Source organism: Myxococcus xanthus, assembly GCF_006402735.1.
In the GTDB taxonomy this organism is placed as follows: domain Bacteria; phylum Myxococcota; class Myxococcia; order Myxococcales; family Myxococcaceae; genus Myxococcus; species Myxococcus xanthus_A.
Genome location: NZ_CP017174.1, coordinates 7,127,121 through 7,153,288, shown reverse-complemented (window position 1 = coordinate 7,153,288; position 26,168 = coordinate 7,127,121). Strand labels below are relative to the sequence as shown.

The window sequence follows — 26,168 nt, the reverse complement described above, 5'->3', positions numbered from 1 at the left end:
GAGGCGCCTATCTACCAGATGCCCGCCCTTTCCCGGAGTGCATGAAGGGGTGGGTTCCTGCTATGGGCTCGCCTCGTGCAACCCTACGAACTCATCAAGGCCAAGCGGGATGGCGGCCGGCTGGATCCGGCGGACATCCGTGCATTCATCGAGGCGTATACGGCGGGGACGGTGGCGGACTACCAGATGGCGGCCATGAGCATGGCCATCTTCTTCCGGGGCATGGACTCCCGGGAGCTGGGCGCCTGGGCCCGCGCCATGCTGGAGTCCGGCGAGGTCCTGGACCTGTCCGACACGCCGGGTGTGAAGGTGGACAAGCATTCGACGGGCGGGGTGGGTGACAAGGTCTCCCTCAGCCTGGCGCCGCTGGCCGCCGCGTGTGGGGTTCCGGTGCCCATGATTTCGGGCCGGGGCCTGGGGCACACGGGTGGGACGCTGGACAAACTGGAGTCCATCCCCGGCTTCAACGTCAACCTGCCGACGTCGGAGTACCGGCGGCTGGTGCGTGAGGTGAACTGCTGCCTGATTGGCCAGACGGCGCAGGTGGCCCCGGCGGACAAGAAGCTCTATGCCCTGCGGGACGTGACGGCGACGGTGGACTGCATCCCGCTGATCGCGTCCTCCATCATGAGCAAGAAGCTGGCGGAGGGCATCGACGCGCTGGTGCTGGACGTGAAGGTGGGCAGTGGCGCCTTCATGAAGCGCGACGAGGACGCGCGCACGCTGGCGAAGACGATGATTGGCCTGGGCGCGGAGATGGGGAAGAAGGTCGTGGCCCTGCTCACCGACATGGACCAGCCGCTGGGCCGCAAGGTGGGCAACGCGCTGGAGGTCATCGAGGCGGTGGACATGCTCCGCGGCAACGCTCCGGAGGACTACACCGAGGTCACGTATGCCCTCACGGCGGAGATGCTGGTGCTGGGCAAGAAGGCCGCCACGGTGGAGGAGGCGCGCGAGAAGCTGCGCAAGGTGGTGGAGGACGGCAGCGCGGTGCGCAAGCTGAAGGAGATTGTCCAGGTGCAGGGCGGAGACCCGCGCTCCATCGATGACTACTCCCTGCTGCCGCAGGCGAAGTCCACCACGGACGTGGTGGCGCCCCGGGACGGGTTCGTCACCGGCATCGACACGGAGGGCGTGGGCCTGGCGGCGGTGGCGCTGGGCGCGGGCCGGCAGCGGACGGACAGCAAGATCGACCCGGCCGTGGGCTTCACGCTGCTGAAGAAGACGGGCGAGGCCGTGAAGCAGGGCGAGCCCGTGGTGCGCGTGCACTACAACGACGCGGCCTCGCTGGAGAACGTGAAGGCGCGCCTGCTGGCCGCGTACCGGTTCGGCGACGCGGCCCCCGCGGCCCGTCCGCTCATCCGCGAGCGGGTGGAGTAGGGCGCCGAGCCGTGTGGTGACCTGGGAGCCCCCGTCGATGCCCTGCCTGGGCGCGGCGCGGGGCTCCTTTCACGTGGCGCCTCAGGGGGTGGCGCCGGTCATGGCCGCCTCCGCCTCCGCCCTGCGGGCCACGAGCAGCGACTCGATGTCCGCGATGACGCGGATGCACAGCACCGCCGCCGCGATGGAGAGGCCCTCTGACAGAATCCCGGCGAGGAGCGACACGGACAGCGAAGTGGCGCTCGTGCTATCCGCCCTGGCGAAGGTGTTGCCGACGTTGCTGATGATGTTGCTGAGGATCCACGTCGCCCACCAGGCCGTGAGCATGGACCGCCTCTCAGGGGGGCCGCCCAAGCCTTGCCAGAGGCCTCTCACCACCTCGAGCGGCTTGATGAGGTTGGCGAACGGAATGAACCAGCAGAACGTGGCCCAGCCCGTCGATTCGTTGCTCAAGCCCAGGGCATTGGCGGTCTTCACACTCAGGCGCAGCCAGCGCAGGTAGAGGACCACGGTGGCGAGCATCGTCAGCAGGGCGGGGAGCGCGAGCAGCGCGTTCAGTTGGTCGAAGGACTGGGCGTCCTCGAGGCTGGGGCTCCCATTGTCGAAGCTCAGGTAGAGCCAGAGGTTGAGGATGGCGACAGGGACGGCGAGGACCGCGCTCGCCACCAGGGCCACGCTCGCCCACCGCGTCCGGGCCCGAGTGAAGGGCAGTGCCTGGACCTGCCGGGCGAAGCAGGCGGCGCAGACACCCGCCTGGGCTGTTCGGCACTTCGCGCAGAAGAAGCGCCCGCACCGCTCACACGTCCCCGTGGATGGTTCGCCAGCATGGTCAGGGCAGACGGGGGCTGTTTCGGAAACGGCGGATTCGGTCAGCATGGTGTTGTCAGGGCAAGGGCAGGCCGCCGCGCACGCATCGCGCGTTGGATGGGATGGGGGCGGGCGGGGAGGAACTTCGGACGCGCACTCTAGCGGCCTGGCGCACCGTCGCACAGAGGTGGTCCGGACCCGCCCTTCCGCCATTAGCACGGCGGCAACTTGTGGCTTCACCCCGCACCGGGAAGGCGCCATCCTTCAGCTCTGAGCCATGCGGAGCAGGGGGCCATGAACCAGGGCGCGGCGCTGTACATCCATCCGGGCGTGAAGGTCCGTCCGTGCGAGTGGGGCTACGGCGTCTTCACCGACGCCTTCATCAAGGCGGGCGCCCTCATCGAGGAATGCCACTACCTCAAGCTGCCGCGTGCCCTCTCCCAGAACCCCCAGCTCCAGGACTACGTCTTCCTGCTCCAGTGGGCCGAGCACGAGGTGCCCCGGGAGGGGGAGTGGGTGGCGCTCGTGCTGGGGTATGGGATGATCTACAACCACGCCCGAGAGCCCAACACGTCCTATCACCGCGAGGCGACCCGGGACGTCTTCTGCTACCACGCGCTGCGGGACATCCACCCCGGCGAGCAGCTCTTCATCAGCTACGGCGAGGACTGGTGGGCGTCCCGGGATCAGGGCGTTCCAGCCTGAGCGCCACCCCCAGGAATCACGGGGCCAGCACCGGGCGGGGGGCGCGGGCAATCCGCCAGGTGGCCCCGCCTGGAACGGTTGGGGGCCCCATTTTCCCGGCCTCGCGGGCCCGTGTTCCCCCGTATGATGCGTGGGTGACGGGACGTCGTGTCATGGCGGAGAGGGCTGTCGGAGGGGTGGGCGTCGCCTCGCACGAGACGGCGGCACGCGTCTACGGTATGGGCTCGCGGGCCAGGACCCACGTGGGTTTTCAATGACTGGCGGTGGCGCGAGCATGAGCGGCAGGGAGGTAACGGCGATGGCCGAGAGGAACGACTCGATGAGCGACAAGGCCGAGGACCGACGGGATTCGCCCCGGGTCCCCATGCGCCTGAAGGTGCGCCGGGAAGGCAGCTCGGGGGACTTCGAGCAGCATGAGGGGGACCTGTCCCTGGGCGGCTGCGCCTGGCAGGGCTCCGGTTGGGAGCAGGGGACGCGCGTGGAAGTGCGCTTCCGGCTGCCCATCCTTCCCGATGAGGTGGAAGCGAAGGGCGAGGTGCTCCAGGTCGCCCCGGGCGCCAACGGTCCGGCGGCGCGGGTCCGCTTCGTGGACCTGCCGGTGGAGTCCGAGCTGGCCATCGCGCGCCACCTGGATGATGTGCAGAGCGGCACGGCCCGCTCGTAACGGACCTCAATCCGGCTTTGTGTAGGAGGGCGTCATGGTGGACGAGATTCCCTGGGAGCGCCTGTTCGAGGAAGCCGCGCGCGTGCGAGCGCGCGCCCACGTGCCCTATTCGCGGTTCCCCGTAGGGGCCGCCGTCCTCTATGCGGACGGCGCCGTGGTGGCCGGCTGCAACGTGGAGAACGCCACCTACGGGCTCACCGTCTGCGCGGAGCGCAATGCCTTCGCAGCGGGCGTGGCCCAGGGGCACACCCAGCCGGTGGCCGTGGCCATCGTCGTGGACACCCCCGAGCCCTGTCCTCCGTGCGGCATGTGCCGGCAGGTCATGGCCGAGTTTGGCGGGCAGGAGCTGCCCGTGCGCAGCCGGACGCCGAAGGGCGGAGAGGCGCGCTACACCCTGGGAGGCCTGCTGCCGCATGCCTTCACCAAAGACTTCTTCTAGCGAGAGAGCCTGAGCACGCCGTGGATTTGCTCCTGACTGGTGGCACGGTTGTAACGATGAACCGCGAGCGCGAGGTGCTCGTGGATGCGGACGTCCTCGTCCAGGATGGCCGCATCGCCAAGGTGGGCCGGGGCCTCAAGCCTCGCGGCACCCGGCGGGTGGTGGACGTGACGGGAAAGGTGGTGCTTCCGGGCCTCATCCACGGCCACCTCCACGCCTGTCAGACGCTCTTCCGTGGCCGCGCGGACGGGCTGGAGCTGCTGGACTGGCTCCGCGAGCGCATCTGGCCCTTCGAGGCCTCGCACGACGCCGCGTCCATGCGGGCCTCGGCGGACCTGACCTTCGCGGAGCTCATCCGCTCGGGCGCCACGGCGGCGCTCGATATGGGCAGCGTGTACCACTACGACGCCGTCTTCGAGTCGGCGCGGGACTCCGGCTTCCGGCTGGTGGGCGGCAAGGCGATGATGGACGCGGGCGCGGGCGTGCCCGCGGGCCTGCGCGAGAGCACCGAGGAGTCGCTGCGGGAGAGCCTGGCGCTGAAGGAGCGCTGGCACGGCACGCACGACGGCCGGCTGCGCTACGCCTTCGCCCCGCGCTTCGTGCTGTCCTGCACCCCGGAGCTGTTGCGCGAGGTGGCGCGACTGGCCAAGGAGCACGGCCTGCGCATCCACACCCACGCCAGTGAGAACGCGAAGGAGACGGACGCGGTCCGCCAGTACACCGGTGGCGAGGACAACGTGGCCTTCTTCCACACGGTGGGGATGTCCGGCCCGCATGTGACGATGGCCCACTGCGTGTGGCTGTCCCAGGAGGAGCAGGACATCCTGCGCGACACCCGCACGGTGGTGTGCCACTGCCCCGGCTCCAACCTCAAGCTGGCGTCGGGCATCGCCAAGGTGCCGGAGCTGCTGGAGGCCGGCGTGGCGGTGGCGCTGGGCGCGGACGGCGCGCCCTGCAACAACACGCTCGACATCTTCTACGAGATGAAGCTCGCCGCGGTGATGCACAACCCGCGCGTGGGGCCGTGCGCGATGACGCCCATGCGCGTGCTGGAGATGGCCACGCTGCACGGCGCCCGGGCGCTGGGCCTGGAGGACGAGGTGGGCTCGCTGGAGCCCGGCAAGCGCGCCGACATCACCGTGGTGGACGTCAGTGGCTTGCACGCGGGCCCCACGCCCGAGGACGTGCTGGTGCCGCTGGTGCACTCCGCGCGGGGCAGCGACGTGACGCACGTCTTCATCGACGGCCAGCCGGTGCTGCGCGATGGGGTGCTCACCACGTTGGACGCGCCCTCCGTCCTGGCGAACGCGAACGCGCAGGTGGCGCGCATCCTCAAGCGCCGCCAGAAGAAGGCGCGCAGCGGCTGAGGCTCAGGCCGGCAGCCGCAGCACGAAGGACGTGGACCAGCCGGGCGCGTCCTCCACCGCCAACCGCCCGCCGTGGGCCTCCGCGGCGAGCCGGCAGAAGTAGAGCCCCAGGCCGTAGCCACGGCGGCTGTCCCGCTCCGCGTCGGCCTGCCCGTACTTGTCGAAGATGCGCCCGCGCGCCTCTTCGGAGATGGGCGGGCCGTCGTTGCGCACCGCGAGCCAGCGGCCGTCCACATCCGCGCCGGCTTCCAGGCGCACCCTCCCGCCCGACGGGGCGTAGCGCAGGGCATTGGTGGTGAGGTTCTCCAGGACGCGGACCAGCAGGTCGGCGTCGCCCTCCAGCTCCAGTTGGACGGGGACCTCCGCGTCCAGGGTGAGCTTGCGCGCGCGGGCCACGCCCTCCAGGGAGCGGCGCACGTCTTCCACGATGCGCGTGGCGGGGAAGGTGGCCCGCTGCGGCTCCAGCCGGCCTTCCTCCAGACGGGGCACGTCCAGGAGGTCGGAAATCATCCGGTCCAACCGCGCGGTGACGGCCAGTCCCGTGCGGACGGACTCGCCGAGGATGCCCTGCTGGGGCACCTCCTGCTCCATCCACGACAAGGACAGCATCAGCGCCGACAGGGGCGAGCGCAGGTCGTGGACCAGGAACTCGGTCAGCTGTTCCTTGTCCCGTTGAAGCCGCTGCAGTTCGGCGTTCTGTGCCTGGGCGTCCGCCAGCATGCGCTCAATCGTGCGGCGCGCCTCCTCCACTTCCTGGAAGCGGCGGGCCTCCAGCGCCCGGTCCACTTCCAGGTGGGAGAGCGTCACCGCCAGGTTGCGCAGCCGCCCGGTGCCGTAGTGGCTCACCACGGCCACCAGCACCAGCGCCACCACGGCGATGGCCACCGCGCCCCAGCCCACGTCCACCTGCCGCATGAGCGTCGCCTGGGCCATGGCGGACAACAGCGCGGTGCCGTAGACGACGGTGCCTCGCATGCCCAGCCCGCTCAGGGCGACGACGAGCGTGAACAAGCCCAGGCTGAAGCCCGCCACACCCGCGGGAAAGGGCGAGACGGGCAGGGTCGTGGACTGAAGCCAGTACACGAGCCCCACGTCCACCAGGGACTGCACCGCGCCCAGGCCCCGGGCCACGCGCCGCTGGCGGAGCATGAACAGCACGCCGGCGACCGCGGCGTAGAGCCCCAGCGCGGGTGGGTACACGCCCCAGTCCCGGCCTCCGGCCAGCCACAGCGTGGTGCTGATGGCCAGGAACAGGGCCGCGCCGACCAGCCGCACCGCCGCGCCCGCCCCGACGACGCTCCTCCGCTGGGCGTCCATGGCCCGGGACATCGTCTCTTCGAGCGGGCCGGGCACGGGAGGCGGAGACGTCACGAGGCGTGGGTTTTCCCTGCTTCCTTCGTTGCTTGCAAGCCCTGCCGCCTATCGTGCGGAAGCGGACGGACGGGCGGGCGTAGCGCGGACGGGCTCCATTTTCCGACGGAGAACGGTCACGTCACGCTTTTGGATTCACCGCAATCGCCTTAGGTAGAAGCGCGTAAGCACTGAGAAGACATTGGGACTGTGTCTGCTTGCTCGCCCCGGGGATCGTGTAAGGTGGCTGCAAGTAGGTCTGGACGGAGGTAGACCGCCGATATGTGGCAACGATTCAAGAGAGCAATGCGTAGCTTCGCCGGGTTCTTCGTCTCCTCCATCGAGGACCCTGAGCTGATTCTCGAGCAGAACGTCCGTGACCTGAACGACCAGGTCCCGAAGATGAACGAGTCCATCGCCATGGTCCGGGCGAACGTGACGCTGCTGGAGAAGGAGAACGCCAAGTACCAGGACGACGTGCGCTCGCTGACGGCCAAGGTGAAGGCCGCCATCCAGGCGGGCCGTGACGACCTGGCCGCGCAGTACGCCTCCAAGCTCCAGATTGAGAAGGACGCGCTGGGCCGCAACGAGCAGCAGCTGGCCACGGCCCGCCAGGCGTACGAGAAGGCCCTGTCGGTGAAGAAGGCGTTCATGCGCGAGAAGGAGCGCAAGACGCAGGAGGCCATGAACGCCATCCGCGAGGCGCGCCGCGCCAAGTGGCAGGCCAAGGTGGCCGACACGATGGAGTCCTTCACCGTGGCGGGCATCGACTCGACCCACGATGAGATGCTGCGCAAGGTGCAGGAGAAGTCCGCCATCAACGAGGCCCGCATGCAGATGGCCCTCGAGTCGGTGGACCACACCGCGGCGTCCATCGAGGAAGAGGCCGAGAAGATCCAGGCCAACGAGCTGGTGAAGCAGTTCAAGATGGAGATGGGGCTCGTCAGCAGCCCGGCGCCGGTGTCCGAGGTGGGCAGCGGTCCGGAGAAGACCATCGGCAAGAAGGTCGGCGTCGAGTAGTCCGCCTTGAATGAAGCTCCACCGCGGTCCAGGTCTCTTCCTCTTCCTGTTCCTCTGTGTGCTCGGCGCGAGCTATGCGCTCGCGTCGCGCATGGGGTACCTGGACCGCTTGCAGGAGCGGTACTTCCCGTCCACGCGTGAGGCGGTCCGCCTGTCGCCGGGAGACTTCCCGGCCGGCGTGGCGGCCCCGGTGGCGGACGTGGCCTCCGTGCCCCTGCGGCCGGTGCTCATCGGCTTCAGCCCGCGCGGTGCCTCCGCGGGCCTGCTGGTGGCGACGGGTGGGGCCACCACCCTGGACAACCCGGTGCCTCCGCCCGGCGCGGCGCACGGGTTGCTGAAGACGGCCTATGCGCTAGACGCGCGGGCGGTGCTCTTCGCCAAGGAAGAGGACCTGCGCCACGCGCTGTCCATTGGCGCGGAGAACGGCGGCGTGGACATGGCCACCCTGTCCGTGGACCGGCTGGCCGCGTGGGCGCCGTTGCTGCGGGACGCGGCGCCTCGCACGCTGCTGCTGGTGGGGCGCAGCCGGGGGCAGGAGGCCCTGGCCGCGGTGGGCGTGCCGGACCTCGCCTCCCTGCGTGGCAAGCGACTGGGCGTGTATCCGTATGGCTCGTCGCACTACTTCGCGCTGTGGTTGCTGTCGCGCGCGGGGCTGCGCATCACGGACGTGCGCTGGGTGGAGTTACCCACCACCTTGGATGCGGGACGGGCGCTGCGCGAGGGCCGGGCGGACGCCGTGGTGGGGCTGTGGGGTGACGTGGAGCTGGCGGCTCGGGACCGGGGAGGCGCGGTGCTGGCGACGACGGCGGATGCGCCGCACCTGGTGGCCACGGTGCTGGTGGCCAGGGGGGACTTCGCCGCGCGCTACCCGGATGCCGTGCGGCGGGTGCTGCGGGGGCTCCTGGACGCGGGGCAGAGTGTCTTGAAGGACCCGACGGCGGGGGCCCGGATGCTGGGGGAGGTGGCGCCGTACCTGGGCGACCCCATTGAAGCCATCCGCAGCGCGCCGCCGGCCACGCTGGCGGACAATCGGGCCTTCTTCGGGCTTTCCGGCGAGGCGCCCGTCACCTATGACGAGCTCTTCCAGAGCGCCGCGGCGCTCTTCCAGAAGTTGAAGCAAGGGCCTCCGGTGCCTCCCGCGGAGGACACGAAGGATTTGGGGGCCTTGAAGTACGTGTCGGAGGCTCGCGGCCCCTGACGCTGGAGGACGGACGTGGCGAAGTCGCCGAACTACATCAAGGCCGCCTTCATGATGCCCGCCAACCTGGTGGGGCTGGGCACGGCGGCTGCCTCGGCGGCCATGACGGGCGAGCCGCTGCCCATGCTGGTGGCCCTGGGCCTGGAAGGCCTCTACCTGGGCGTCATGTCGTCCATGAAGCGCTTCCAGCGGGCGGTGCGGGCGAACACGCTCGACGACCCGGAAGCGGCGCGCAAGGCGCTGGACGCGCTCCAGGCGGACCTGGCGCCCTCTCAGCGCGAGCACTACCAGCAGCTCGTCGGGCTGAAGGAGAAGATTCTCGCCAACTACCGGAAGCTGCCAGGCGGCAAGGTGCTGGAGGCAGACAGCGAGCCCCGGTTGGATGCGCTGCTGACGTCCTTCCTGCGGCTCATCTCCACGCTGAACCAGTACCGCACGTACCTGAACAGCTCCGACCGCGAGCACCTGCAGCGCGAGGTGGCGGAGCTGGAGGCGGACGTGGCGCGGGAGACGAACCCGCGGCTGAAGGACGTGAAGCAGAACCGCGTGGACATCCTCCGCAAGCGGCTGGCGCGCTTCGAACAGGCCGGTGAGAGCCGCGAGGTGGTGAGCCACCAGCTGGCGGGCATCGAGGACCTGATGCGGCTGACGCACGAGCAATCCGTGGCCATCCGCGACCCAGAGGTCGTCAACCGCCAGCTCACCATGCTGAGCGCGGAGGCGGAGGCCACCGAGGAGTCCGTGCGGCAGATGGAGCAGTTCCTCGAGTTCTCCGAGGAGACGCGGGGCCCGCTGCCCCACGGCAGCCGGGTGCGTTGAAGCTCCAGGGCCGGGGGCCGTCTACTGGCCGTCGCCTGCCCATCCTCCGGGCTCCCGGACTGGCTCTGGGGCCTCCACGAATCGGTTGACTCTCCGCCCCAGGCAGCCTGAGGTGCCCGCATGCTCCGCCGAGTCTGGCTTCCGTCCCTCCTCCTCGTGCTCGCCGTCGCGGGCTGCTCCCGTTGTGGCAAGGACGTGGACCCCGCCGCCCCGGCCGCGACCGTGGGGGTGGCCCGCTACCTGCCGCGCGACGCGCAGGCCGCCGTGGTCATCCATGACCTGGGAGCGCTGGGGGAGAAGCTCGCCCGCTTCCAGAAGCTGAAGGCCGCCTCGTTCGCCGCGCAGCTCCAGAACTTCTCCACCGCGGAAGGCTACGTCTCCGCGGTGATGCGCCAGATTGGCGTGGACCTGCGCAGCCGGCAGGCGCTCGAGACGGCCGGCATCGCGCCGGAGCTCGGCGCGGGCGCGGCGTTCCTCGGCGGCAACCGCGCCATCTCCGTGGTGGGCGTCAAGGACGCGGGCAAGCTCGAGGAGACGTTCGGCAACTTCGCGCGCAGCCGCCTGGGCGCGTCCGACAAGAAGCAGTCCTCCGTGGACGGTGGGGACCTGGTCACCTTCAGCCGTCCGGGCAGCGCCTCGCCCGCGCTGGGCATCTTCTTCGTGAAGGGGACGCGCTTCGCGCTGCTCGGCGCGGGACCCACCGCCGCCACGCTGGGGACGCTGGCAACGCAGCCGGAAGAGCGCTCGCTCGCGAAGGAGCCGGTGATGGCGGCGTCGCTGCAACGGCTCCCGGCCCAGCGCGACTTCCACGTCTGGCTCCCGGGCGGCGCCGGGCTCGTGCCGCCGGGCACCGTCCAGGGCGTCACGCTCACGGGCCGCATCGAGGACGGCGCGGTGACGCTGAACGCGGACGCTCCCTGGCCGGATACCCAGGCGTCCCTGGCGGCGCTGGACGCGGTGGCGCCCTCCGCGAGCACGCTCCTCACCTCGCTGCCCGCCGACAGCTTCCTGGTGGCCCAGTTCCGCGGGGACGCGTCGCACCTCGATGGCGTGTGGCCCTATCTGGCCGGCGGCTACCTGACCCGGGCGGTGCAGAACAGCGGCCTCAACGTGAAGGCCGAGCTGCTCGACAACCTCAAGCCGGGCACGGTGCTGGGCCTGTCCCTGTCGCCCACCGTGAATCTGGGCGCGGGCATGCCGGTGCTGGATTTGCGCCGCACCAACCCCTTCCGCTTCGTCCACCTGGTGGCGCTCGCGGACGCCGAGGACGCTCCGAAGATGCAGTCCACGCTGGAGCAGCTGCCGCGCATCGCGGAGAACTTCGGCGCGAAGGTGGAGGCGTCGGAGCTGAGCGGCCAGCGCGTGTACCTCACGTCCTACCGCGCGGGCGAAGGCGCGCACTTCGCGCTCGCGCCCAACGGCCGGCTGGTGGTGGCCTCGCCCAAGGCGCGGCTGGAGTCCACGCTGGCCTCGCTCGCGAAGCCCTCGGGCGACGGGCCGGTGGCCGCGGACCTGAAGGACGCTGGCAAGGACGCGGCCTTCAGCGCGGTGCTGGATTTGCGGCGCCTGTCGGACGCGGTGAAGAACCTGCCGTCGGAGGCCTGGGGCATTGGCGGCTTCGCCATCAAGGCCACCACCGTGCGCTGGCTGGAGGCCGTGGATGACCTGCGCGCCGTGACGCTGGCCGTGTCCCGCAAGGAGAAGGCGCTCCAGGCGGAGCTGTCCCTGCGCCTGGCGCCCTCCGCCGCCACCTCCAGCCCGTCGGCCGCGCCGTGATTCAAACCCGGGACGTCGTGAAGACGTACGTGGACGGCGACGGCACCCAGGTGCGCGTGCTCGACGGCATGTCGCTGGACGTGGCGGAAGGGGAGTTCGTCGCGGTGGTGGGCTCGTCCGGCAGCGGGAAGTCCACGCTGCTCCACCTGCTGGGCGGCCTGGACGTCGACTACCGCGGCGACATCCGCGTGGGCGGCGTGAAGCTGCGAGGCCTGGGCGACAAGGCCCTGGCGCACTTCCGCAACACGCACGTGGGCTTCGTCTTCCAGTCCTTCCACCTCATCCCCAACCTCTCCGCGGTGGAGAACGTGCTGTTGCCGTCGCACTTCGGCGCGGCGCCCCCGGATGCCCGCAAGCGCGCGGAGGCGCTGCTGGAGCGCGTGGGCCTGGGCGCGAAGAAGGACCGCGCGCCGGTGCGCCTGTCCGGCGGCGAGCGGCAGCGCGTGGCCATTGCCCGCGCCCTGTTCGGCAAGCCCCGCCTGCTGCTGTGCGACGAGCCCACGGGCAACCTGGACGCGGCCACGGGCACGGGCGTCATCGCCTTGTTCCAGGAACTGCACCGCGAAGGGCTCACCGTGTTGTGCGTCACCCATGAGGAACGGATGAGCGCGGCGGCCGGACGCGTGCTGCGGCTCAAGGACGGGCAGCTCGTGGAGGAGCGCGCGGGACTTCAGGTGGCCACGGGAGGTTCGCCATGAGGCTGGACGCCCTGTCCCGGCTGGTCCGGCTGAGCCTCGCCCGCGAGCGCAAGGGGGCCTTCTTCTCCGCCTTCGGCGTGGCCATGGGCGTGGGCGCGCTGGTGTTCTTCGTGGGCCTGGGCCTGGGCGTTGGCCACGTCATCCGGGAGAAGGTCTTCCCCACGGACGCGCGGCTGGTGGACGTGGTGCCTCCGGCGGTGTCGCTGGGCTCGCTGCTGGGCGGTGGCAAGCTGGACGCGCCCACGGTGGAGCGCCTGCGCGAGCTGCCCGGCGTGGAGGCCGCCTACCGGAAGATGAACGTGCGCGTGCCCGCGGTGACGCGCTACGACGGCGTCTTCTTCGGCACCAGGCTCCGCATGGGCATGGAGGTGCTGGCCCTGGGCGTGGAGCCGGCGCTGGTGCAGGGCGACGTGCAGATGGGCGAGTTCAAGGACGCGGGGGAGGGGCAGCCGATTCCTGCGCTCGTGTCCACGCGGCTTCTGGAGCTGTACAACAAGACGTTCGCCCCGGCGCGCAAGCTGCCCCAGCTCTCCGCCAACATGCTGGTGGGCTTCGGCTTCCCGGTGGAGTTCAACCGCTCCTACGTGGCCGCGGCGTCCGCGTCGGGGCCCACGCAGCCCAGGCAGGCGCAGGTGGTGGGGGCGTCCGACCGGGCGCTGCTGGCCGGCATCACCATTCCGCTGGACGCGGCCATCCGCCTCAACCGCGCGTTCGGCGTGGACGCGGAGAACTACTCCGGCGTCACGTTGGTCGCCACGGACCCGTCGCAGGTGCCTGTCATCGTGGACGCGGTGAAGGGCATGGGGCTGGAAATCGACGACCAGGAGCGCCGGATGGCGGAGAACTCGGGCGCGGCCGTGGCGCTCACCACGTCCGCGTTGGCGCTGCTGTCCCTGCTCATCTGCATCCTCGCGGCGGTGAACATCGCCCACGCGCTGTCCGCCTCCGTCCGGGCGCGCGCCAAGGAGATTGGCGTCATGCAGGCGGTGGGGGCCTCGCGCGCGGACATCCGCGCCATCGTCCTGGCCGAGGCCGCCGTGGTGGGGCTCGCGGGCGGCGCCGCGGGAACCATCGCCGCGCTGCTGATGGCCCTGGGCGTCAACCGCCTGGCGGCGGGCTACCTGCCCAACTTCCCCTTCAAGCCCGACAGCTTCTTCTCCTTCCCCTGGCCGGTGGTGGTCGGCGGTGTCGTCCTGGGTCTCGTCGCCGCGCTCGCGGGCGCGTACTTCCCCAGCCGCCGCGCCGCCGCCACCGACCCCGCACGCACGCTCGCCGGATGACACTTCCTTCTCGCAAGACGCTGCTCGGCAACGCGCTGAGCTTGATGGCCATCGCCTGGATTTACGGAGGCGACCTCTCCGACGCCGTGCGCGCCCGCACCGCGGACGTGTCCGCCTTCATGACGGTTCCCTCCCTGGAGCGGCCCGCCGTGGTGCTGGCCGTGGCCGCGGTGGCCGCGCTCGCGTTCGTCATGGGCCTGCTCCAGCGCAAGGAGGAGGGCTTCAAGGGCTACCGGCTGCTGCCCATCGTCCTGGTGGGCGCGCTCTTCGTGGACCTCGTGCTGTCGGAGAGCCGCACGCCGCTGACGTCCACGGACATCGCGTCCATGGCGCTCCAGCGCTTCCACCAATCGGCGCAGGAACGTACCTCCGCGCTGGAGGTACCGGATGACCCGCGCCTCCTCCAGTCCCTGCTGGAGGAACTGGGCCGGCCGCCGTACCTCGTGCGGGGGGAGCCACTCCCGGCGTACACCCTCCAGGTCAGAAAGGACTGCGAGGGGCCCGTGCGAGATGCACCCGGCGTGCGTGCCGGGACGATTCTCTACTGCGTAGCGCCAGAGCGGCAGGGCGCCTGGGTGACGATGGTGGGCCTCCCCGCGGAGGAGCGCTTCGGCCCGCCGGCCGTCGTGTCCGTCGCGGGCGAGGCGCGCTTCCTGCTGGTTCGCCCCGTTCCACCCGATGAGGCGGAGCCAGGAGCCGCATTCCGCGACAGCCTTGCTGCCCCACCGTCACCCGCCGGTGACACGGACGCGGGTTCTCCTCGGGCGGGGCCCTGATCCGCCGCTTGCCTGCCTGGTCAGTTTGGGCGGGGCTTTCACGAGGTTGACCCCCTGGAGCCCCGGTCGATAGGCTCGCCGAGAACGGACCCTCCCCCACGTGACGACCACTCAACCGAAGCGGCAGCCCATCCCGTTTGGGAAGTACCTCCTTCTGGACCGCATCAACATTGGCGGCATGGCGGAGGTGTGGCGCGGGAAGCAGTTCGGCGCGAGCGGCTTCGAGCGGCTCGTCGCCATCAAGCGCATCCTCCCCAACATCGCGGAGGACGACGAGTTCATCTCGATGTTCATCGACGAGGCGAAGATCAGCGTCCAGCTGACTCACGCCAACGTCGCGTCCATCTACGAGCTGGGCAACATCGTCGGCAGCTACTTCATCTCGATGGAGTACATCCCCGGCAAGGACATGCGGGCCATCTTCGACCGGTGCCGGAAGAAGGGGGAGCCCGCTCCGGTGCCGCTGGTGGCCTTCTGCGTGTCCAAGATGTGCGAGGGCCTGGACTACGCCCACCGGAAGAAGGACGGGATGGGGCGGGACATGAACATCGTCCACCGCGACATCTCGCCGCAGAACATCCTCATCTCCTATGAGGGTGAGGTCAAAGTCATCGACTTCGGCATCGCGAAGGCGGCCGGCAAGGCGACCAAGACGCAGGCGGGCATCCTCAAGGGCAAGTTCGGCTACATGAGCCCGGAGCAGATCCGCGGCCTGCCGTTGGACCGGCGTTCGGACGTGTTCGCCATTGGCGTGTGCCTCTACGAGATGCTGACCGGTGAGCGCCTCTTCGTGGGCGACAGCGACTTCAGCGTGCTGGAGAAGGTGCGCAAGGCGGAGGTGCCGTCGCCCACCACGTACAACCGGCGCATCCCGGAGACGCTGGAGCGAATCGTCCTCAAGGCGTTGGCCAAGGACGTGGACGAGCGCTACCAGTACGCCAGTGAGCTGGGCGACGACCTGCAGCGCTTCCTCATCACCAGCGACACCATCTTCAGCCGCAAGGACCTCGCGCAGTACATGAAGTCCACGTTCGCTGAGGACGTGGAGCGCGAGAAGCAGCGCCTGCTGGACTACGCGGACATCAAGCCGCCCGAAGGCATGCAGGCCGCGCTGGAAGCGGCGTCCTTCAACAGCCCCATCATGCCGTCCGCGCCGCCTCCGGCGCCCGTGCCGGTGGTGCAGCCGGTGGCGCCGCAGCCCCGGATGACGGGCTCCATGCCGACGGTGCCGCCCGGGGGCGTGCGCCGCTCGCCCACGCTGGCCGCGCTGCCGAAGCTGACGGCCGCCACCGCCGCGCCCCCGCCCGACGAGGACGAGGGCGGGGCGACGCAGCTCGTCTCCAGCGACCACGAGTTCGCGGACACGCCAGAGCCCACCACGCAGCCGGGTGCCGCCGTCGGGCGTGCCATCACCCCGCTGGAGGTGCCGTCGACGCCGGGTCACGACGAGGACGACGAGCCCGTCAGCGGCAGGACGGCGGTCATTTCGCCGCCCGCGCCCCTGTCGCCGCCCGTTGGCCCGCCACGGTTGTCGCACGCGAACATCCCCGTGGTGCGGCCGTCCATGTCCGTGCCCTCGCTGTCGCCCTCGGACGCGCCGCCGCCGCCCGCCTCGGGGCCCACGCCTCGGACGAGCCGGGGTGGGGGCCTGCCGCGGATGACTCGAGACGTGCCGGTGCTCGACGGCTCGCAGGCCGCGGCCCGCCCGTTGCCGCAACCTGCCCCCGTGGCTCCGCCCGCGCCGGTGGCCCCCGCGTACGACGATGAAGACGATGTGGACGCCCCGGAGCGGCCCACCGGCGCGATGCCTCCCGTGGGTGGCCGAGCGCCCATTCCGAGGAAGGTGCTCTTCGGCGGCATCGGCGCGGCCGCGGTGCTCGTGATGGCGCTGATCGGCTGGGCGGTGTCGGGGCCCGGTGTGGGCTACGTGCTGGTGGACCTGCAGGGTGTGCCCTCGGAGGTTCGCAGCCGCCTGCAGGTGCGCCTGGACACGCAGCTGGTGCCCCTGGAGGGTGGCAGCGCGACGCTCCTGCGCGAGGTGCCCGCCGGCAAGGTCATGGTGGTGGTGAGCGCGGAGGGCTACAACACCTTCACGAAGACGGTGGAGGTCGCCGCGGGCAAGGACGTCACGCCCGTGCAGGCGGTGCTGGAGAGCCTGGTGCGCACCGCGGCGTTGGTGCTCACGACGGAGCCCGCCATGGCCGAGGTGAAGGTGGATGGCCGGGTGGTGCGCGAGCAGGGCAAGTCGGCGGCCTACATCAAGGACGTGCCCCTCAACGGGCCGGAGTGGGTGGTGGAGGTGAGTGCGCCTGGCCACAAGCCGGCGTCCAAGCGGGTGCCGGTGTCCGGCGGCGGACCGGTGGAGGTGTCGCTCACGCTGGAGCCGTCGGTGACGCGGGTGTCGGTGAAGGTGGAGTCCAAGCCGGCCGGTGCCACCATCTTCGTGGACGGCAAGGACATGGGCGCCACCACGCCCGCCGTCGTGCAGGTGCCCCCCAGCGCGCGGCAGCTCACCCTGAAGCTGAAGTGCCACAACGAGGCCGAGGTGGACGTCCCGGACGCGGCGCCAGGCAATGAGCCGGCCACGGCGAGCGTTTCCCTCAAGCGGCAGCCGCGCTGCCGTTAGCCGAAGGCCCGCCTCCCGAGCAGGGGGCGGGCGCGCCAGCTCCCCTGTGGGTGGAGCGAGAGGAGGCGGGAGTTCGTGAGCAAGGTGCGCAAGGTGAACAGGGCGGATCCACTGGCGGATCTTCCTCGTTGGGCCCAGCAACTGGCCCGGAAGTACTACACGAAGACGGTCAGCGCCTTCCTGCTGTACGGGGCCGTGCGGGACTTGCAGCCCCTGCAACTGGAGGATGGCGGCCGCGGCTTCGGCACGCTCAAGACGTTCCTCTCCGAGGAGCTCTTCGGCGGCCGGGACCACGTCATCTTCTATGACCGGTCGTCCGGCATCCGCTCCGCGACGCCGGAGACGCAGAAGGACCTGCAGCGGGCCATGGCGGGCTACGACGCCATGTACGGCACCGACTACGCCAAGGTCATGCCGAGAGACCCGGGCCGCGCGCTCCAGATTCTGGAGAACTTCATGCGCATGCGCCTGAGCGAGGGCCGCTCGCTGGCGCTCATCGTCGACTTCGCGGAGACGCTCGTCCCCGGCGGAGAGATGAGCCACCTCTCCAGCGAGGACCGCTTCGTGGTGGCCACGTTGGACAAGTGGGCGCACGACCCGCAGTTCCTCGCGTCCGACGTGTCCGTGGTGCTGCTGGCGGAGAACCTGGCGGACGTGTCGCCGCGCATCAGCCGCAACCCGTACGTGGCGCCCATCGAGCTGCCCCTGCCCACGGAGGAGGAGCGGCTGGAGTACGTGCGCTACAAGCTGGAGGGCAAGCGGCTCCAGTCCGTGTCGGACGTGCCGCTGGCGGGCTTGGCGAAGATGACGGCGGGTCTGTCCCGCATCAACCTGGACCGCGTGCTCACCGAGGCGCTGGAGCGCGAGGTGCGCATCACCTCCGAGCTGCTCAAGGAGAAGAAGCGCGAAATCATCCAGGCGGAGTGCCACGGCCTGCTGGAGTTCATCGAGCCGGTGCACACGCTGGACGCGGTGGCGGGACACGCCAAGGCCAAGCAGATGCTGCGGCAGGCCGCCGGGGCCCTGAAGAAGGGGCGCCTGGAGGTCATGCCCATGGGCTACCTGCTGTCGGGCCCCGTGGGCACGGGCAAGACGTTCATGGTGAGCTGCTTCGCCGGGGAGATTGGCATCCCCGTGGTGAAGTTCCTCAACTTCCGCAGCCAGTGGCAGGGCGTCACCGAGGCGAACCTCGAGAAGATCTTCAACCTGCTCAAGGCCCTGTGGCCGGTGGCGGTGATGATTGACGAGGCGGACACGTTCCTCGGCAACCGCGACTCCGGCGGGGACTCCGGGACGAGCAGCCGCGTGTTCGGCTCCATCGCCTCGTTCATGGGCAACACGTTCTACCGCGGGAAGATTGTCTGGTTCCTGATGACGGCGCGGCCGGACCTGCTGCCCATCGACCTCAAGCGGCAGGGGCGCGCGGAGGAGCACCTGGCGCTCTTCTATCCGCAGACGGACGCGGAGCGGGACGAGCTGTTCCAGGTCATGTCCAAGAAGACGGGCGTGTCCGTGGACGGCATCGACTCCTTCTCCACGCTGATTCCGGAGGGCGTGCGCGCCTTCAGCGGCGCGGACATCGAAGCCGTCATGGTGCGCTCGAAGTTCCGCGCGCTGGCGGAGGGCCGCGAGACGGTGACGAAGGACGACCTGGCCGCGGTGCTCGCGGACTTCGTGCCCCCCAGCTACCCGCTGGAAATCGAGCTGCAGAACCTGGTGGCGGTGCAGGAGTGCACCAGCCGCGAGTTGCTGCCCGAGGGCTTCCGTCAACTGGACCGGGACTACATCACCCGGCGAGTGCGCGAGCTGAAGGCGCTGCTGGAGTCGCAGTAGCCGGTGCCGTCTCACGCCCAGGTGCTTGTCCTGGGCGCACGGCCCGCTGAGACTGGGGGCATGGCTGCTGGCCCCACTGCTCCGCGTTCCTGGTTCGCGTACTCCCTCGACCTGGCCCCGGCGATTGCGCACGAGCGCCTCCCGGGGCTCCCGCCCATTCCCGACGTGCTGGAGGGCGAGCTGGCCGAGGCGCTCGACGTGGACGTCGTCTACGACGTGGCGTCGGCGGCCTGGGGCGGGAAGGTGGCCCGGCTGGTGGATGCGCCGGGCCGCAAGCTCCCCGGCATGCTCCGCCGCGTTTCCGCGAACGCCTGGGACGCGCTGGTCCGCCTGGAGTCTGCGATGGCGGGCGCCACCGAGGTCCGGCAGGTGAAGGTGCGCACCTTCACCGGGGCCGTGCTCAGCGCCCATGTCTTCACGCCCGCGGCGCCCGCGACGCCCGCTCAGGGGCTCGTGAGTGAGGCCTTCCTCGTCACCCTGGCGCTGTCGGCCGAGGAGGCCGGGCTGTCCCCGGACTACGTGGAGCGGCTCCAGGCGGAGGCGCGTATCGTCCAGGCCCTCCAGAAGGCGGGCCCCGAGGCCCTGAGCCCGTCGAAAGCCCCTGGAAAGAAGGGTTAGGCGGATATCCAGGTGCGAAACGACCCCCGGATTCTTTTTCTTCGTAAGAAAACGGAGCCGTGACGCAACTTGGCGCGCCGAACGGCCGACGATGAGAGGCGGGGCCCCACCTCGTGCTTCACCTCGTCGGCCCCGAGGACATTCAGGATGACGCTGCGACCCACCACGACGCGAGCCGTTCCCCCGCGCCCGGCATCGGCCGCTTCGCCCCTCAATGCCGTCACCACGCCGGGAGGAAGCTGGAGACGCTCGACGGCCCGCGAGGTGCCCATCAACGAGCTCCAGGAGAAGTTCGGCTGGAAGGATGACAGCTGGCAGGTGGGGTTGATGCAGGCCGCCGACGCGGCGGGCAGCAAGACGCGTGGTGGCAACGGGCAGGTGTCCGCGGCGGAGCTGGAGCGCTACCTGGCCGCGCCCGAGGACGGGCAATACCTGACGTCCACCGCGCTTCAGCAGAAGCGCTCCGCGCTGGACGCGAAGCTCGCGCAGGGAAATGGCTCCGCGGTGGACGTGGACGCCTTCGAGCGTGGCTGGCAGGCCACGGTGGCCCGGCGCGCGGACCTGCTGGGGGGCAATGCAGACGGCCAGCTCAGCGCGGAGGAGCTGGACGCATTCATCCAGGCGTCGAAGGCGGGCAAGCACGCGGACACCCGCTGGGTGCCGGACCAGCAGATGGCCGTGTTCCAGAGCCGCGTGGCCGAAGCGGCCGGAGAGTTGGACCCACTGCGCCCCGCCGGAGCGCTGGGCTCGGAGGGGCTCAGCCTGGTGAAGGAGTACTCGCGCCTGTCGCTGGACCAGGGGGCCAACGTCCCCACCTTCGTGAGCTACATGCTGTCCGCGTCGGACATCCGCGAGACGCCCGCGACGGTGTCCCGGCTGGAGAGCACCTTCGTTCGCGACCCCGAGCTGGGCCGCAACGGCGTCACCGACTCTGACTACACGCGGACGGGCTTCGACCGGGGCCACATGAAGCCGGCGGAGGACTCGCCCACGCAGGAGGCGATGAACGAGAGCCACCTGATGACCAACATCGCTCCCCAGCATGGCAACCACAACCAGCAGGTGTGGCGCACGCTGGAGCAGGGCGTCTCGGGCCTCGTGAATTCGTTGGGCGGCAAGGCGTACATCCTCACCGGCAACCTGTACCTGGATGACAAGGGGCAGCCGCTGCCTCCGGAGAAGCGGGAGACGACGGGGGCGGGGGAGCGCCGCCTCGCCGTGCCCACGCACAACTTCAAGACGGTCCTCCACGAGCTGCCGAACGGCAGCCTCACGATGTACGCGTACCTCGTGCCCAACATGAAGGACGGGCCGTCGAAGAAAGAGGACATCCTTCCGCTGCTCGATTCGCACCGCGTGCCCGTGGATCGCATCGAGGAGCTGCTGGGGCAGGACCTCTACGCAAACCTGCCCAAGCGGGTGCAGGACAAGCTGGAGAAGGGCACGTCGGCCGAGGGCGTCTTCCAGCGCAACAGTCTGTACTTCGCCGCCAGCCTGTTCCGCTTCGCGCCCGGCAACTGACGCGGGGCTTCGCGGCCTGGGCTTCGCTTCCGGGTGAAGCACGGCCACGGTGCACGGGCTCACGCCACGGGGCGCGGTACGCCCAGGTTCGGGTCGTCCACGTGCTCGACGACGGCCACGCGGTCTCCCACGGAGAGCGCGTCGTGCAGCACGCGCACGGCCTCGTTCGAGTGGCGGATGCAGCCGTGCGAGACGTCGGTGCCCAGGAAGGACGGAGCGTTCGTTCCGTGCAGCTCTTCACCGGAGTGCCGGCCATCCGCCCAGGAGAGGTCGAGCATGCGCACGCCGAAGACGTGGCGGTCGTTCCACAGCCGTGCGCCGGCCGCTTCGGTGGCCAGTTGATCCAACTTCGTGCGGACCACCTTGAGCCCCGTGCGGGTAGGGGAGGCCGCGGCGCCCGTGGCGTTGGGGAAGATGTCCACGAGTTGCCCACGGGTGTCGAAGAGAAAGGTCCGGTGCTCCCGGAGGGCCACCACCACGCGGACCTGCTGTCCGTCGAAGAAGGCGGAAGGCAGTCCCCGTGTCTGCCCACGCGTCCCTGGCGCTGGCGCCAGTGCATCCAGCGCGCGCAGCGTGGCGGCATCCAGCGCGCCCGTGGGGAGGACGGCGGGGAAGGTGCGCGAGGCGTGGAGCTGGAAGTTCCGCAGTGCTCGGGCGGTGTGCGGGCCATGGCGTCCGTCCGCGCCGCCGTGCAGGGCGAAGCCCATGTCGAGCAGGGCGGCCTGTACAGCGCGGAGGCCCTCGCCCTGGCTGCCGGGGCCGAGGACCTGGGCCCCTGACGTGACGTCCGCCAGTTGGGGCAGTCCGGTGAAGCGCGCGTTGGCAGGGGGCGCTGGAGTGCGCGCGGGCCGGTCCACGCCCTCCGGAGGCAAGGGCGTCCCGGGCGGTGGACGTGCATCCAGCGCGGGCCGAGGACCCTGGTCGACGGTGACTCGGGAGGCAGGCTTGGGACTGCGTGCTGCCTTCCCCAGGGCGGGTGTTGATGCCGCGTCCGGGACGTCAGGCGGAAGGAAGGAGATGCGTGACTCCGGTGGCGAGATGGATGAGGTCATCCCCGGCCTCAGTGCAAATCGCTCGCCCGGCGCAACCACGCGAGGCCTGCCTTTGAGGACTGCACCTTCCGCCACGACGTTCCTGAATGTGGACCTCGAAATCCGAAGCCCGCACCGGCTTGAGGGCCTGGTCCGCGCGCTGGCTCCGGGCGCGTTCGCGCTTCACGAAGAGCCCCACTTCGCCTGTCTGGAGCTGTCTTCCTGGCCGACGAGCGTGGAGTCCGCGCTGATGGAGTTCGCGGGGCGCATCCAGGCCCTTCCCGAAGAGGCGCGCGCGGCGTGGGACGGCTGTACGCAGCGGCGCTTCGATATCGGGATTCAGGCGGGGCTGGAGCCGCATTCGAGCGCCTTCTCTGTGCCGGAACGCGTCGTCCGGCAACTCGCCAGTGTGGGCGCGGAGCTCGCCTTCACCGTGTACGCGCCGGAGACTACGGCGCGCTGAGGAGCAGCACCTTCCCCGTGGGGAGGGTGCGGTGGTCCTTGATTTTGTTCCACCGCATGATGTCGTCCACGCTGACGCCGTAGCGCTGCGCGATGGACCAGAGCGTCTCGCCCTCCGCCAGCGCGTGGACCTTGCCGGCCTTGCCCGCGGGCTTGGCGACGCTCACCGAGTGCTTCGCCAGCACCGTGCCGCCGCGCTCCTGCACGCTGGCGGTGGCCGTGTTGCCATCGGGCCAGACGAACAGCGTGGAGCCCACCTGGAGCGTGGGGTTGCGCCGCTTGAGGTTGTTCCACTGCTTCAGCGAGTCCACCGACACGTTGAACTTGTTCGCAATCACCCAGAGGCTGTCGCCGGACATCACGCCGTATGTCACGCGCGTGCGCCCGTTGATGGTCTCCTTCTTCACGGGGCCCGCGGCCACCGGGCCTTTGGGCGTGCCCGCCGGTACCTCGTCCTCGGGCCGCACCACCACGCCGCTGCGGCGGGCCTGCGCCACCTTCGTCGCCAGCGCGCCGCCCGAGCTCTTGCCGGCGGGAATCGGAATCACCAGCTCTCCGCCCACGCGCAACGTCCGGGCCGACTTCAGCTGGTTCATCTGGAGGATGGCCTCGGACGCCGTGCCGTACTTCTCCGCGATCTGGGACAGGGTGTCGCCGCGCTTCACGTTGTGGATGCGGAAGGTGAGTCGCTCCGCGGGGCTGATGCGCTTGTAGTTGTCCGCGAACAGCGTCCCCGCTCCCTTGGGAAGCCGGAGCGTGTAGGGCTTCTTGGCCGTCGCCGGCGGGGTGCACCAGCGCTTCAGCTCGGGGTTGAGGTCCTGCACCACCTTGACGGGCACGCCGGCCGCGCGGGCGACGACGTCCAGGTCCGCCGCGTCGGTGAGCTGCACCTCGTCGAAGTCGAGCACGGGCTCGGGGTCGAACTCGTTCTCGTTGAAGCCGAACGCCGCCGGGTGCTTGGCCACCAGTGCCGCGGCAATCAGCTTGGGCACGTAGTGCTTCGTCTCCTTCGCCAGGCCGCGCTCTTCGGACAGGAGCCAGAAGTTCGTCGTCCCGTGCCGCTCCACCATCCGCCGGACGCGCCCGGAGCCGGTGTTGTAGCCGGCCCACGCCAGGTACCAGTGCCCCAGCTCGCGCTTGAGGTCCTTCAGATAGGACGCCGCGGCGTGGGTGGCCTTGATGGGGTCCCGCCGCTCGTCCACCCAGAAGTCCTGCTTCAGTCCGTACTGCTTGCCGGTGCTGGAGATGAACTGCCACGGCCCCGCCGCGTGCGCCCACGAATAGGCATGCGCCGAGAAGCCGCTCTCAATCATCGCCAGGTACACCGTGTCCTTCGGCAGGCCGTACTGCTCCAGGATGGGGTGCATCACCGGCACGTACCGGGCCGCGCGCGACATCCACTTGCGGAACCAGCGTCGCCCGGGCCCCTGGAAGAACTGGACGTACTGGGCCACCAGCGGCTGCATCTCCACCGGGATGTCGTAACGGTCCTGAATCTGCCCCACGTCGAAGGTGGCCAGGTCCGTGATGAGCGGAATCTCCGGCAGCTCTTCGTCCTCGCGGAAGGTGTGCTCGTCGAGCGCGTCCAGCATGCGCATCCGCAGCGGGTTGGCGAGCCCGAGCCGCCGCAGCGACTGCATCACCTCGGCGGTGGAGCGCGACGCGGGGTCCAGCGCGGCGCCCTCCAGGGCGCGCAGTTCCTCTAACTCGGCGGACTCGGATTCAACCGCGTCGCGCGTGGCCTCGTCTTGCTCGGAGGCGTCCTCGGCCACCATCGGTGTGCCGGGCTCCAGCGGCTCCAAACCGGGCTCATCGACATCATCGGTCGCGGTATCCGCGGCGCCAGATTCCGGGGCGGCCGTTGGTGCCTTCGCGCCACCAGCCACCGGCGACGGAGCCTCGCCTGCCGGCTTCACGGCAACGGGTGCTGCTTCCAGGCTGGCCGTGGGCGCCTTCTCGACCGGTGACTGCGCTGCGGGGGCGTGTGCACCATCGGATGCCACCACCTGTGCCTTGGCTGGAACGGGCCCCACGGGCGGTGGGGTGAGCCCCGAGGCAGGGGCTGAGGCCAGGGCGAGCAGAAGCAGAGGTAGAGGCGGCATACAGTCGCGGGAACGGGCGCCCGGAGGCGGGCGAAAGGGGGGAGTATTCGCCCTTTTCCTTGACAGTCAAACAAGGAGTCGCCGCGTGCGCGTCTTGTTCGGACGGCCGGTAAGAGCAACCGCCCAGGCGAGGCCCCGGATTCCTGGATGACTAGGGCTTCCCGTGCCCCGGCCCCACGATGCGCGGCAGGTACGTCGCGAAATCGAAGTGAGGCGAGTTCTCCGGGTTGTGACAGGTGACGCACACGCTCTCGCCCGGCGAGGCGATGATGTTGTTGGTGCCAGGCGCATCCGCGTGCTCCGAGCCCGGACCGTGGCAGCTCTCGCAGCCCACGTCCTCGCGGCCCGCCACCTTGTCCAGCCGGCAAACGCCGCCGGGCTGCTCCCAGCCGGTGACGTGGCACCCCACGCAGTTGAGGTGGAACTGCTTGCCCACCTGTTCCAGCGTCTCCCAGGCGTGGTGGTGCTTGGACTTCTCCCAGACGGGGAAGGCGTCCTCGTGGCAGGTGCGGCAGGGCTCGTTGCCCACGAAGCCCGCGCGGCCCGGCGCCGGAGGCGGGCAGTCCTGTCCATGCGCCTTCGCCCAGGCGAGGTTCATCTTCCCCACGTCCGCGTCGTAGGCGGACACCAGCGCAACCGCCTCCGCGTCGGAGGGAAGGCTGGACTCCAGGGGCACGAAGCGCAGCGTGAAGGCGTTGACGCCGTCGGGGGTAACGGGCGGAGCGTCCAGCAGGGACTGCCGGCGCGCCACCAGTTCGTCGCGTTTGCCCTGCTTGAGCGCCTTGAGCTTCGGGTCCGTGCCGGGGAGGTTGATGTCCTTGTCCAGCAGCGCCGTGCGCTGCTCCAGGGCGGCGGCCTCACGCTCCAGGTCATCCTGACCCTTCTGCAACGCAAAGGGGCCCGCCTGGGGCGCATAGGCCAGGTCCACGCGCAGCAGCGAGCGTCCCTTGCTCTGCAGCGCCACCACCGGCACCGCGGACCGCACCAGCCGGTTCTGCTCGCCGCTGAACTCGGTGGCGGTGCGGGTGGCCACCACCACGTCGGCCTTCAGGCTCGGCTGCTCCACCGCCTGCTGGGCCACGTCCAGCGTGACGTCCAGCAGGCCCACCACGAAGTCCGCTCCCTGCGCGCGGGCCTGGGCGCTGGCCTCCGCGAGCTGCGCGGCCGTGGTCGCCGCCACCACGCCCACCTTCCGTTCGCCCGCGGGCAGCAGCTTCACCGCGCCCGGCGCCAGCTCCGGCAGCCCCAGGCCCTTGCGGAAGTCCACGCCCTGCGTGTCGTCCAGCGGGCCGGTGGCGCGCACCGCCAGGCCCATGTGCCGCATGGCGTCCGCGAGCGCCTTGGCCTTGCGCTCCTCCTGGGGCACTTGTCCCGGCTTGAGCCGCTGCTCGCCGAAGAGGCTGTTGCCGCCATCCACATAGAGGACGGGCAGCGAGCCCTTGCGCGCCGACTGCACCTGCGCGGCGGCGCGGGCAATGCCGCCCCGCATGTTCTCGCTACAGCCGCACGGGCCCAGGTAGCCACGCGTGTCGGCGGAGAGGAAGAGGATGGCGCCCGGGCCCTGGCTGGCTGCCGCGGCGGCGGTGGCCGACGAAGACGAAGCGTCCGCTTCCGCGGGCTTGGGGGGCGGGTCCTTGCGTGCACAGCCAGCGAGCGACGCGGCCAGCAGGGCCGCGGCGAGGAAGGCACGCATGGG

At 70.4% G+C, this 26,168-nt stretch carries 22 protein-coding genes; 17 read left to right on the top strand and 5 right to left on the bottom strand.

The genetic code is table 11. The features are described from left to right. Positions 1-75 precede the first annotated feature (75 nt). Positions 76-1,380 (top strand): thymidine phosphorylase, encoded by a 1,305-nt coding sequence (locus BHS09_RS29340; RefSeq protein WP_140799669.1) that lies wholly within the window; start codon positions 76-78, stop codon positions 1,378-1,380. A gap of 81 nt (positions 1,381-1,461) precedes the next feature. Here BHS09_RS29340 and BHS09_RS29335 read toward each other — a convergent pair whose 3' ends face one another. Continuing rightward, positions 1,462-2,055 carry a DUF4328 domain-containing protein gene (locus BHS09_RS29335; RefSeq protein WP_237079898.1) on the bottom strand — a complete coding sequence of 198 codons (594 nt, stop codon included), beginning with the start codon at positions 2,053-2,055 and terminating at the stop codon, positions 1,462-1,464. A 426-nt stretch (positions 2,056-2,481) separates the two neighbouring features. Between BHS09_RS29335 and BHS09_RS29330 the strand changes: the two genes are divergently transcribed. From BHS09_RS29330 to BHS09_RS29315, 4 genes are all read left to right on the top strand, one after another. Beyond that, complete coding sequence (locus tag BHS09_RS29330; protein WP_140794725.1) at positions 2,482-2,892, top strand: SET domain-containing protein-lysine N-methyltransferase; 411 nt, start codon at positions 2,482-2,484, stop codon at positions 2,890-2,892. A gap of 298 nt (positions 2,893-3,190) precedes the next feature. Next, complete coding sequence (locus BHS09_RS29325) at positions 3,191-3,556, top strand: TIGR02266 family protein (protein ID WP_237077551.1); 366 nt, start codon at positions 3,191-3,193, stop codon at positions 3,554-3,556. A gap of 34 nt (positions 3,557-3,590) precedes the next feature. Beyond that, positions 3,591-3,995, top strand: coding sequence for a cytidine deaminase (locus BHS09_RS29320; RefSeq protein WP_140794723.1), 405 nt, complete (start codon positions 3,591-3,593; stop codon positions 3,993-3,995). A 20-nt stretch (positions 3,996-4,015) separates the two neighbouring features. After that, positions 4,016-5,362, top strand: a complete 1,347-nt coding sequence (locus BHS09_RS29315) for a 5'-deoxyadenosine deaminase (RefSeq protein WP_140794722.1) — start codon at positions 4,016-4,018, stop codon at positions 5,360-5,362. Positions 5,363-5,365: 3 nt separating this feature from the next. Here the strand turns inward: BHS09_RS29315 and BHS09_RS29310 are convergent, their stop codons facing one another. Continuing rightward, on the bottom strand, positions 5,366-6,733 hold the full coding sequence (locus BHS09_RS29310; protein WP_140794721.1) for a sensor histidine kinase: 1,368 nt from the start codon (positions 6,731-6,733) through the stop codon (positions 5,366-5,368). Between the two features lie 261 nt (positions 6,734-6,994). On the opposite strand from BHS09_RS29310, the gene BHS09_RS29305 reads away from it, so the two are divergent. The 11 genes from BHS09_RS29305 (at position 6,995) to BHS09_RS29255 (ending at position 20,877) form a co-directional block, all read left to right on the top strand. Continuing rightward, positions 6,995-7,732 (top strand): PspA/IM30 family protein, encoded by a 738-nt coding sequence (locus BHS09_RS29305; RefSeq protein WP_140794720.1) that lies wholly within the window; start codon positions 6,995-6,997, stop codon positions 7,730-7,732. 10 nt (positions 7,733-7,742) lie between these two features. Continuing rightward, entirely contained in the window at positions 7,743-8,930 is a 1,188-nt protein-coding gene (locus BHS09_RS29300; protein WP_140794719.1) for an ABC transporter substrate-binding protein, read from the top strand. 15 nt (positions 8,931-8,945) lie between these two features. Beyond that, positions 8,946-9,749, top strand: coding sequence for a hypothetical protein (locus BHS09_RS29295; RefSeq protein WP_140794718.1), 804 nt, complete (start codon positions 8,946-8,948; stop codon positions 9,747-9,749). Positions 9,750-9,869: 120 nt separating this feature from the next. Next, positions 9,870-11,525: a hypothetical protein gene (locus tag BHS09_RS29290; RefSeq protein ID WP_140799667.1), complete on the top strand. Its 1,656-nt coding sequence runs from the start codon at positions 9,870-9,872 to the stop codon at positions 11,523-11,525. After that, complete coding sequence (locus BHS09_RS29285; protein WP_140794716.1) at positions 11,522-12,223, top strand: ABC transporter ATP-binding protein; 702 nt, start codon at positions 11,522-11,524, stop codon at positions 12,221-12,223. The genes BHS09_RS29290 and BHS09_RS29285 overlap by 4 nt, the downstream gene beginning before the upstream one ends. Beyond that, the gene (locus tag BHS09_RS29280) at positions 12,220-13,503 is read left to right on the top strand and encodes an FtsX-like permease family protein (protein ID WP_140799666.1); all 1,284 of its coding nucleotides are present in this window, start codon (positions 12,220-12,222) and stop codon (positions 13,501-13,503) included. The genes BHS09_RS29285 and BHS09_RS29280 overlap by 4 nt, the downstream gene beginning before the upstream one ends. Continuing rightward, on the top strand, positions 13,500-14,279 hold the full coding sequence (locus tag BHS09_RS29275; RefSeq protein ID WP_140794714.1) for a hypothetical protein: 780 nt from the start codon (positions 13,500-13,502) through the stop codon (positions 14,277-14,279). Before BHS09_RS29280 ends, BHS09_RS29275 begins: the two co-directional genes overlap by 4 nt. A gap of 100 nt (positions 14,280-14,379) precedes the next feature. After that, positions 14,380-16,905, top strand: a complete 2,526-nt coding sequence (locus BHS09_RS29270) for a serine/threonine-protein kinase (protein ID WP_140799665.1) — start codon at positions 14,380-14,382, stop codon at positions 16,903-16,905. Between the two features lie 75 nt (positions 16,906-16,980). Beyond that, positions 16,981-18,738, top strand: a complete 1,758-nt coding sequence (locus BHS09_RS29265; protein ID WP_140794712.1) for an ATP-binding protein — start codon at positions 16,981-16,983, stop codon at positions 18,736-18,738. 60 nt (positions 18,739-18,798) lie between these two features. Beyond that, a complete protein-coding gene (locus BHS09_RS29260) occupies positions 18,799-19,356 on the top strand; it encodes a gamma-glutamylcyclotransferase family protein (protein WP_174260599.1) in 558 nt (185 codons plus the stop codon). A gap of 69 nt (positions 19,357-19,425) precedes the next feature. Further along, on the top strand, positions 19,426-20,877 hold the full coding sequence (locus BHS09_RS29255; RefSeq protein ID WP_140799663.1) for a DNA/RNA non-specific endonuclease: 1,452 nt from the start codon (positions 19,426-19,428) through the stop codon (positions 20,875-20,877). Positions 20,878-20,936: 59 nt separating this feature from the next. Here the strand turns inward: BHS09_RS29255 and BHS09_RS29250 are convergent, their stop codons facing one another. Continuing rightward, on the bottom strand, positions 20,937-21,929 hold the full coding sequence (locus tag BHS09_RS29250; protein ID WP_140799662.1) for a L,D-transpeptidase family protein: 993 nt from the start codon (positions 21,927-21,929) through the stop codon (positions 20,937-20,939). 52 nt (positions 21,930-21,981) lie between these two features. Here BHS09_RS29250 and BHS09_RS29245 point away from each other — a divergent pair, with 52 nt between their 5' ends. Beyond that, the gene (locus BHS09_RS29245) at positions 21,982-22,371 is read left to right on the top strand and encodes a hypothetical protein (RefSeq protein ID WP_237079896.1); all 390 of its coding nucleotides are present in this window, start codon (positions 21,982-21,984) and stop codon (positions 22,369-22,371) included. On the opposite strand, the gene BHS09_RS29240 is transcribed toward BHS09_RS29245, so the two are convergent. Both BHS09_RS29240 and BHS09_RS29235 read right to left on the bottom strand, forming a co-directional pair. Continuing rightward, positions 22,358-24,472 carry a LysM peptidoglycan-binding domain-containing protein gene (locus BHS09_RS29240; RefSeq protein ID WP_140799661.1) on the bottom strand — a complete coding sequence of 705 codons (2,115 nt, stop codon included), beginning with the start codon at positions 24,470-24,472 and terminating at the stop codon, positions 22,358-22,360. The two genes, BHS09_RS29245 and BHS09_RS29240, sit on opposite strands and share 14 nt — an antisense overlap. A gap of 151 nt (positions 24,473-24,623) precedes the next feature. Next, positions 24,624-26,165, bottom strand: coding sequence for a multiheme c-type cytochrome (locus BHS09_RS29235; RefSeq protein WP_174260598.1), 1,542 nt, complete (start codon positions 26,163-26,165; stop codon positions 24,624-24,626). Positions 26,166-26,168 lie beyond the last annotated feature (3 nt).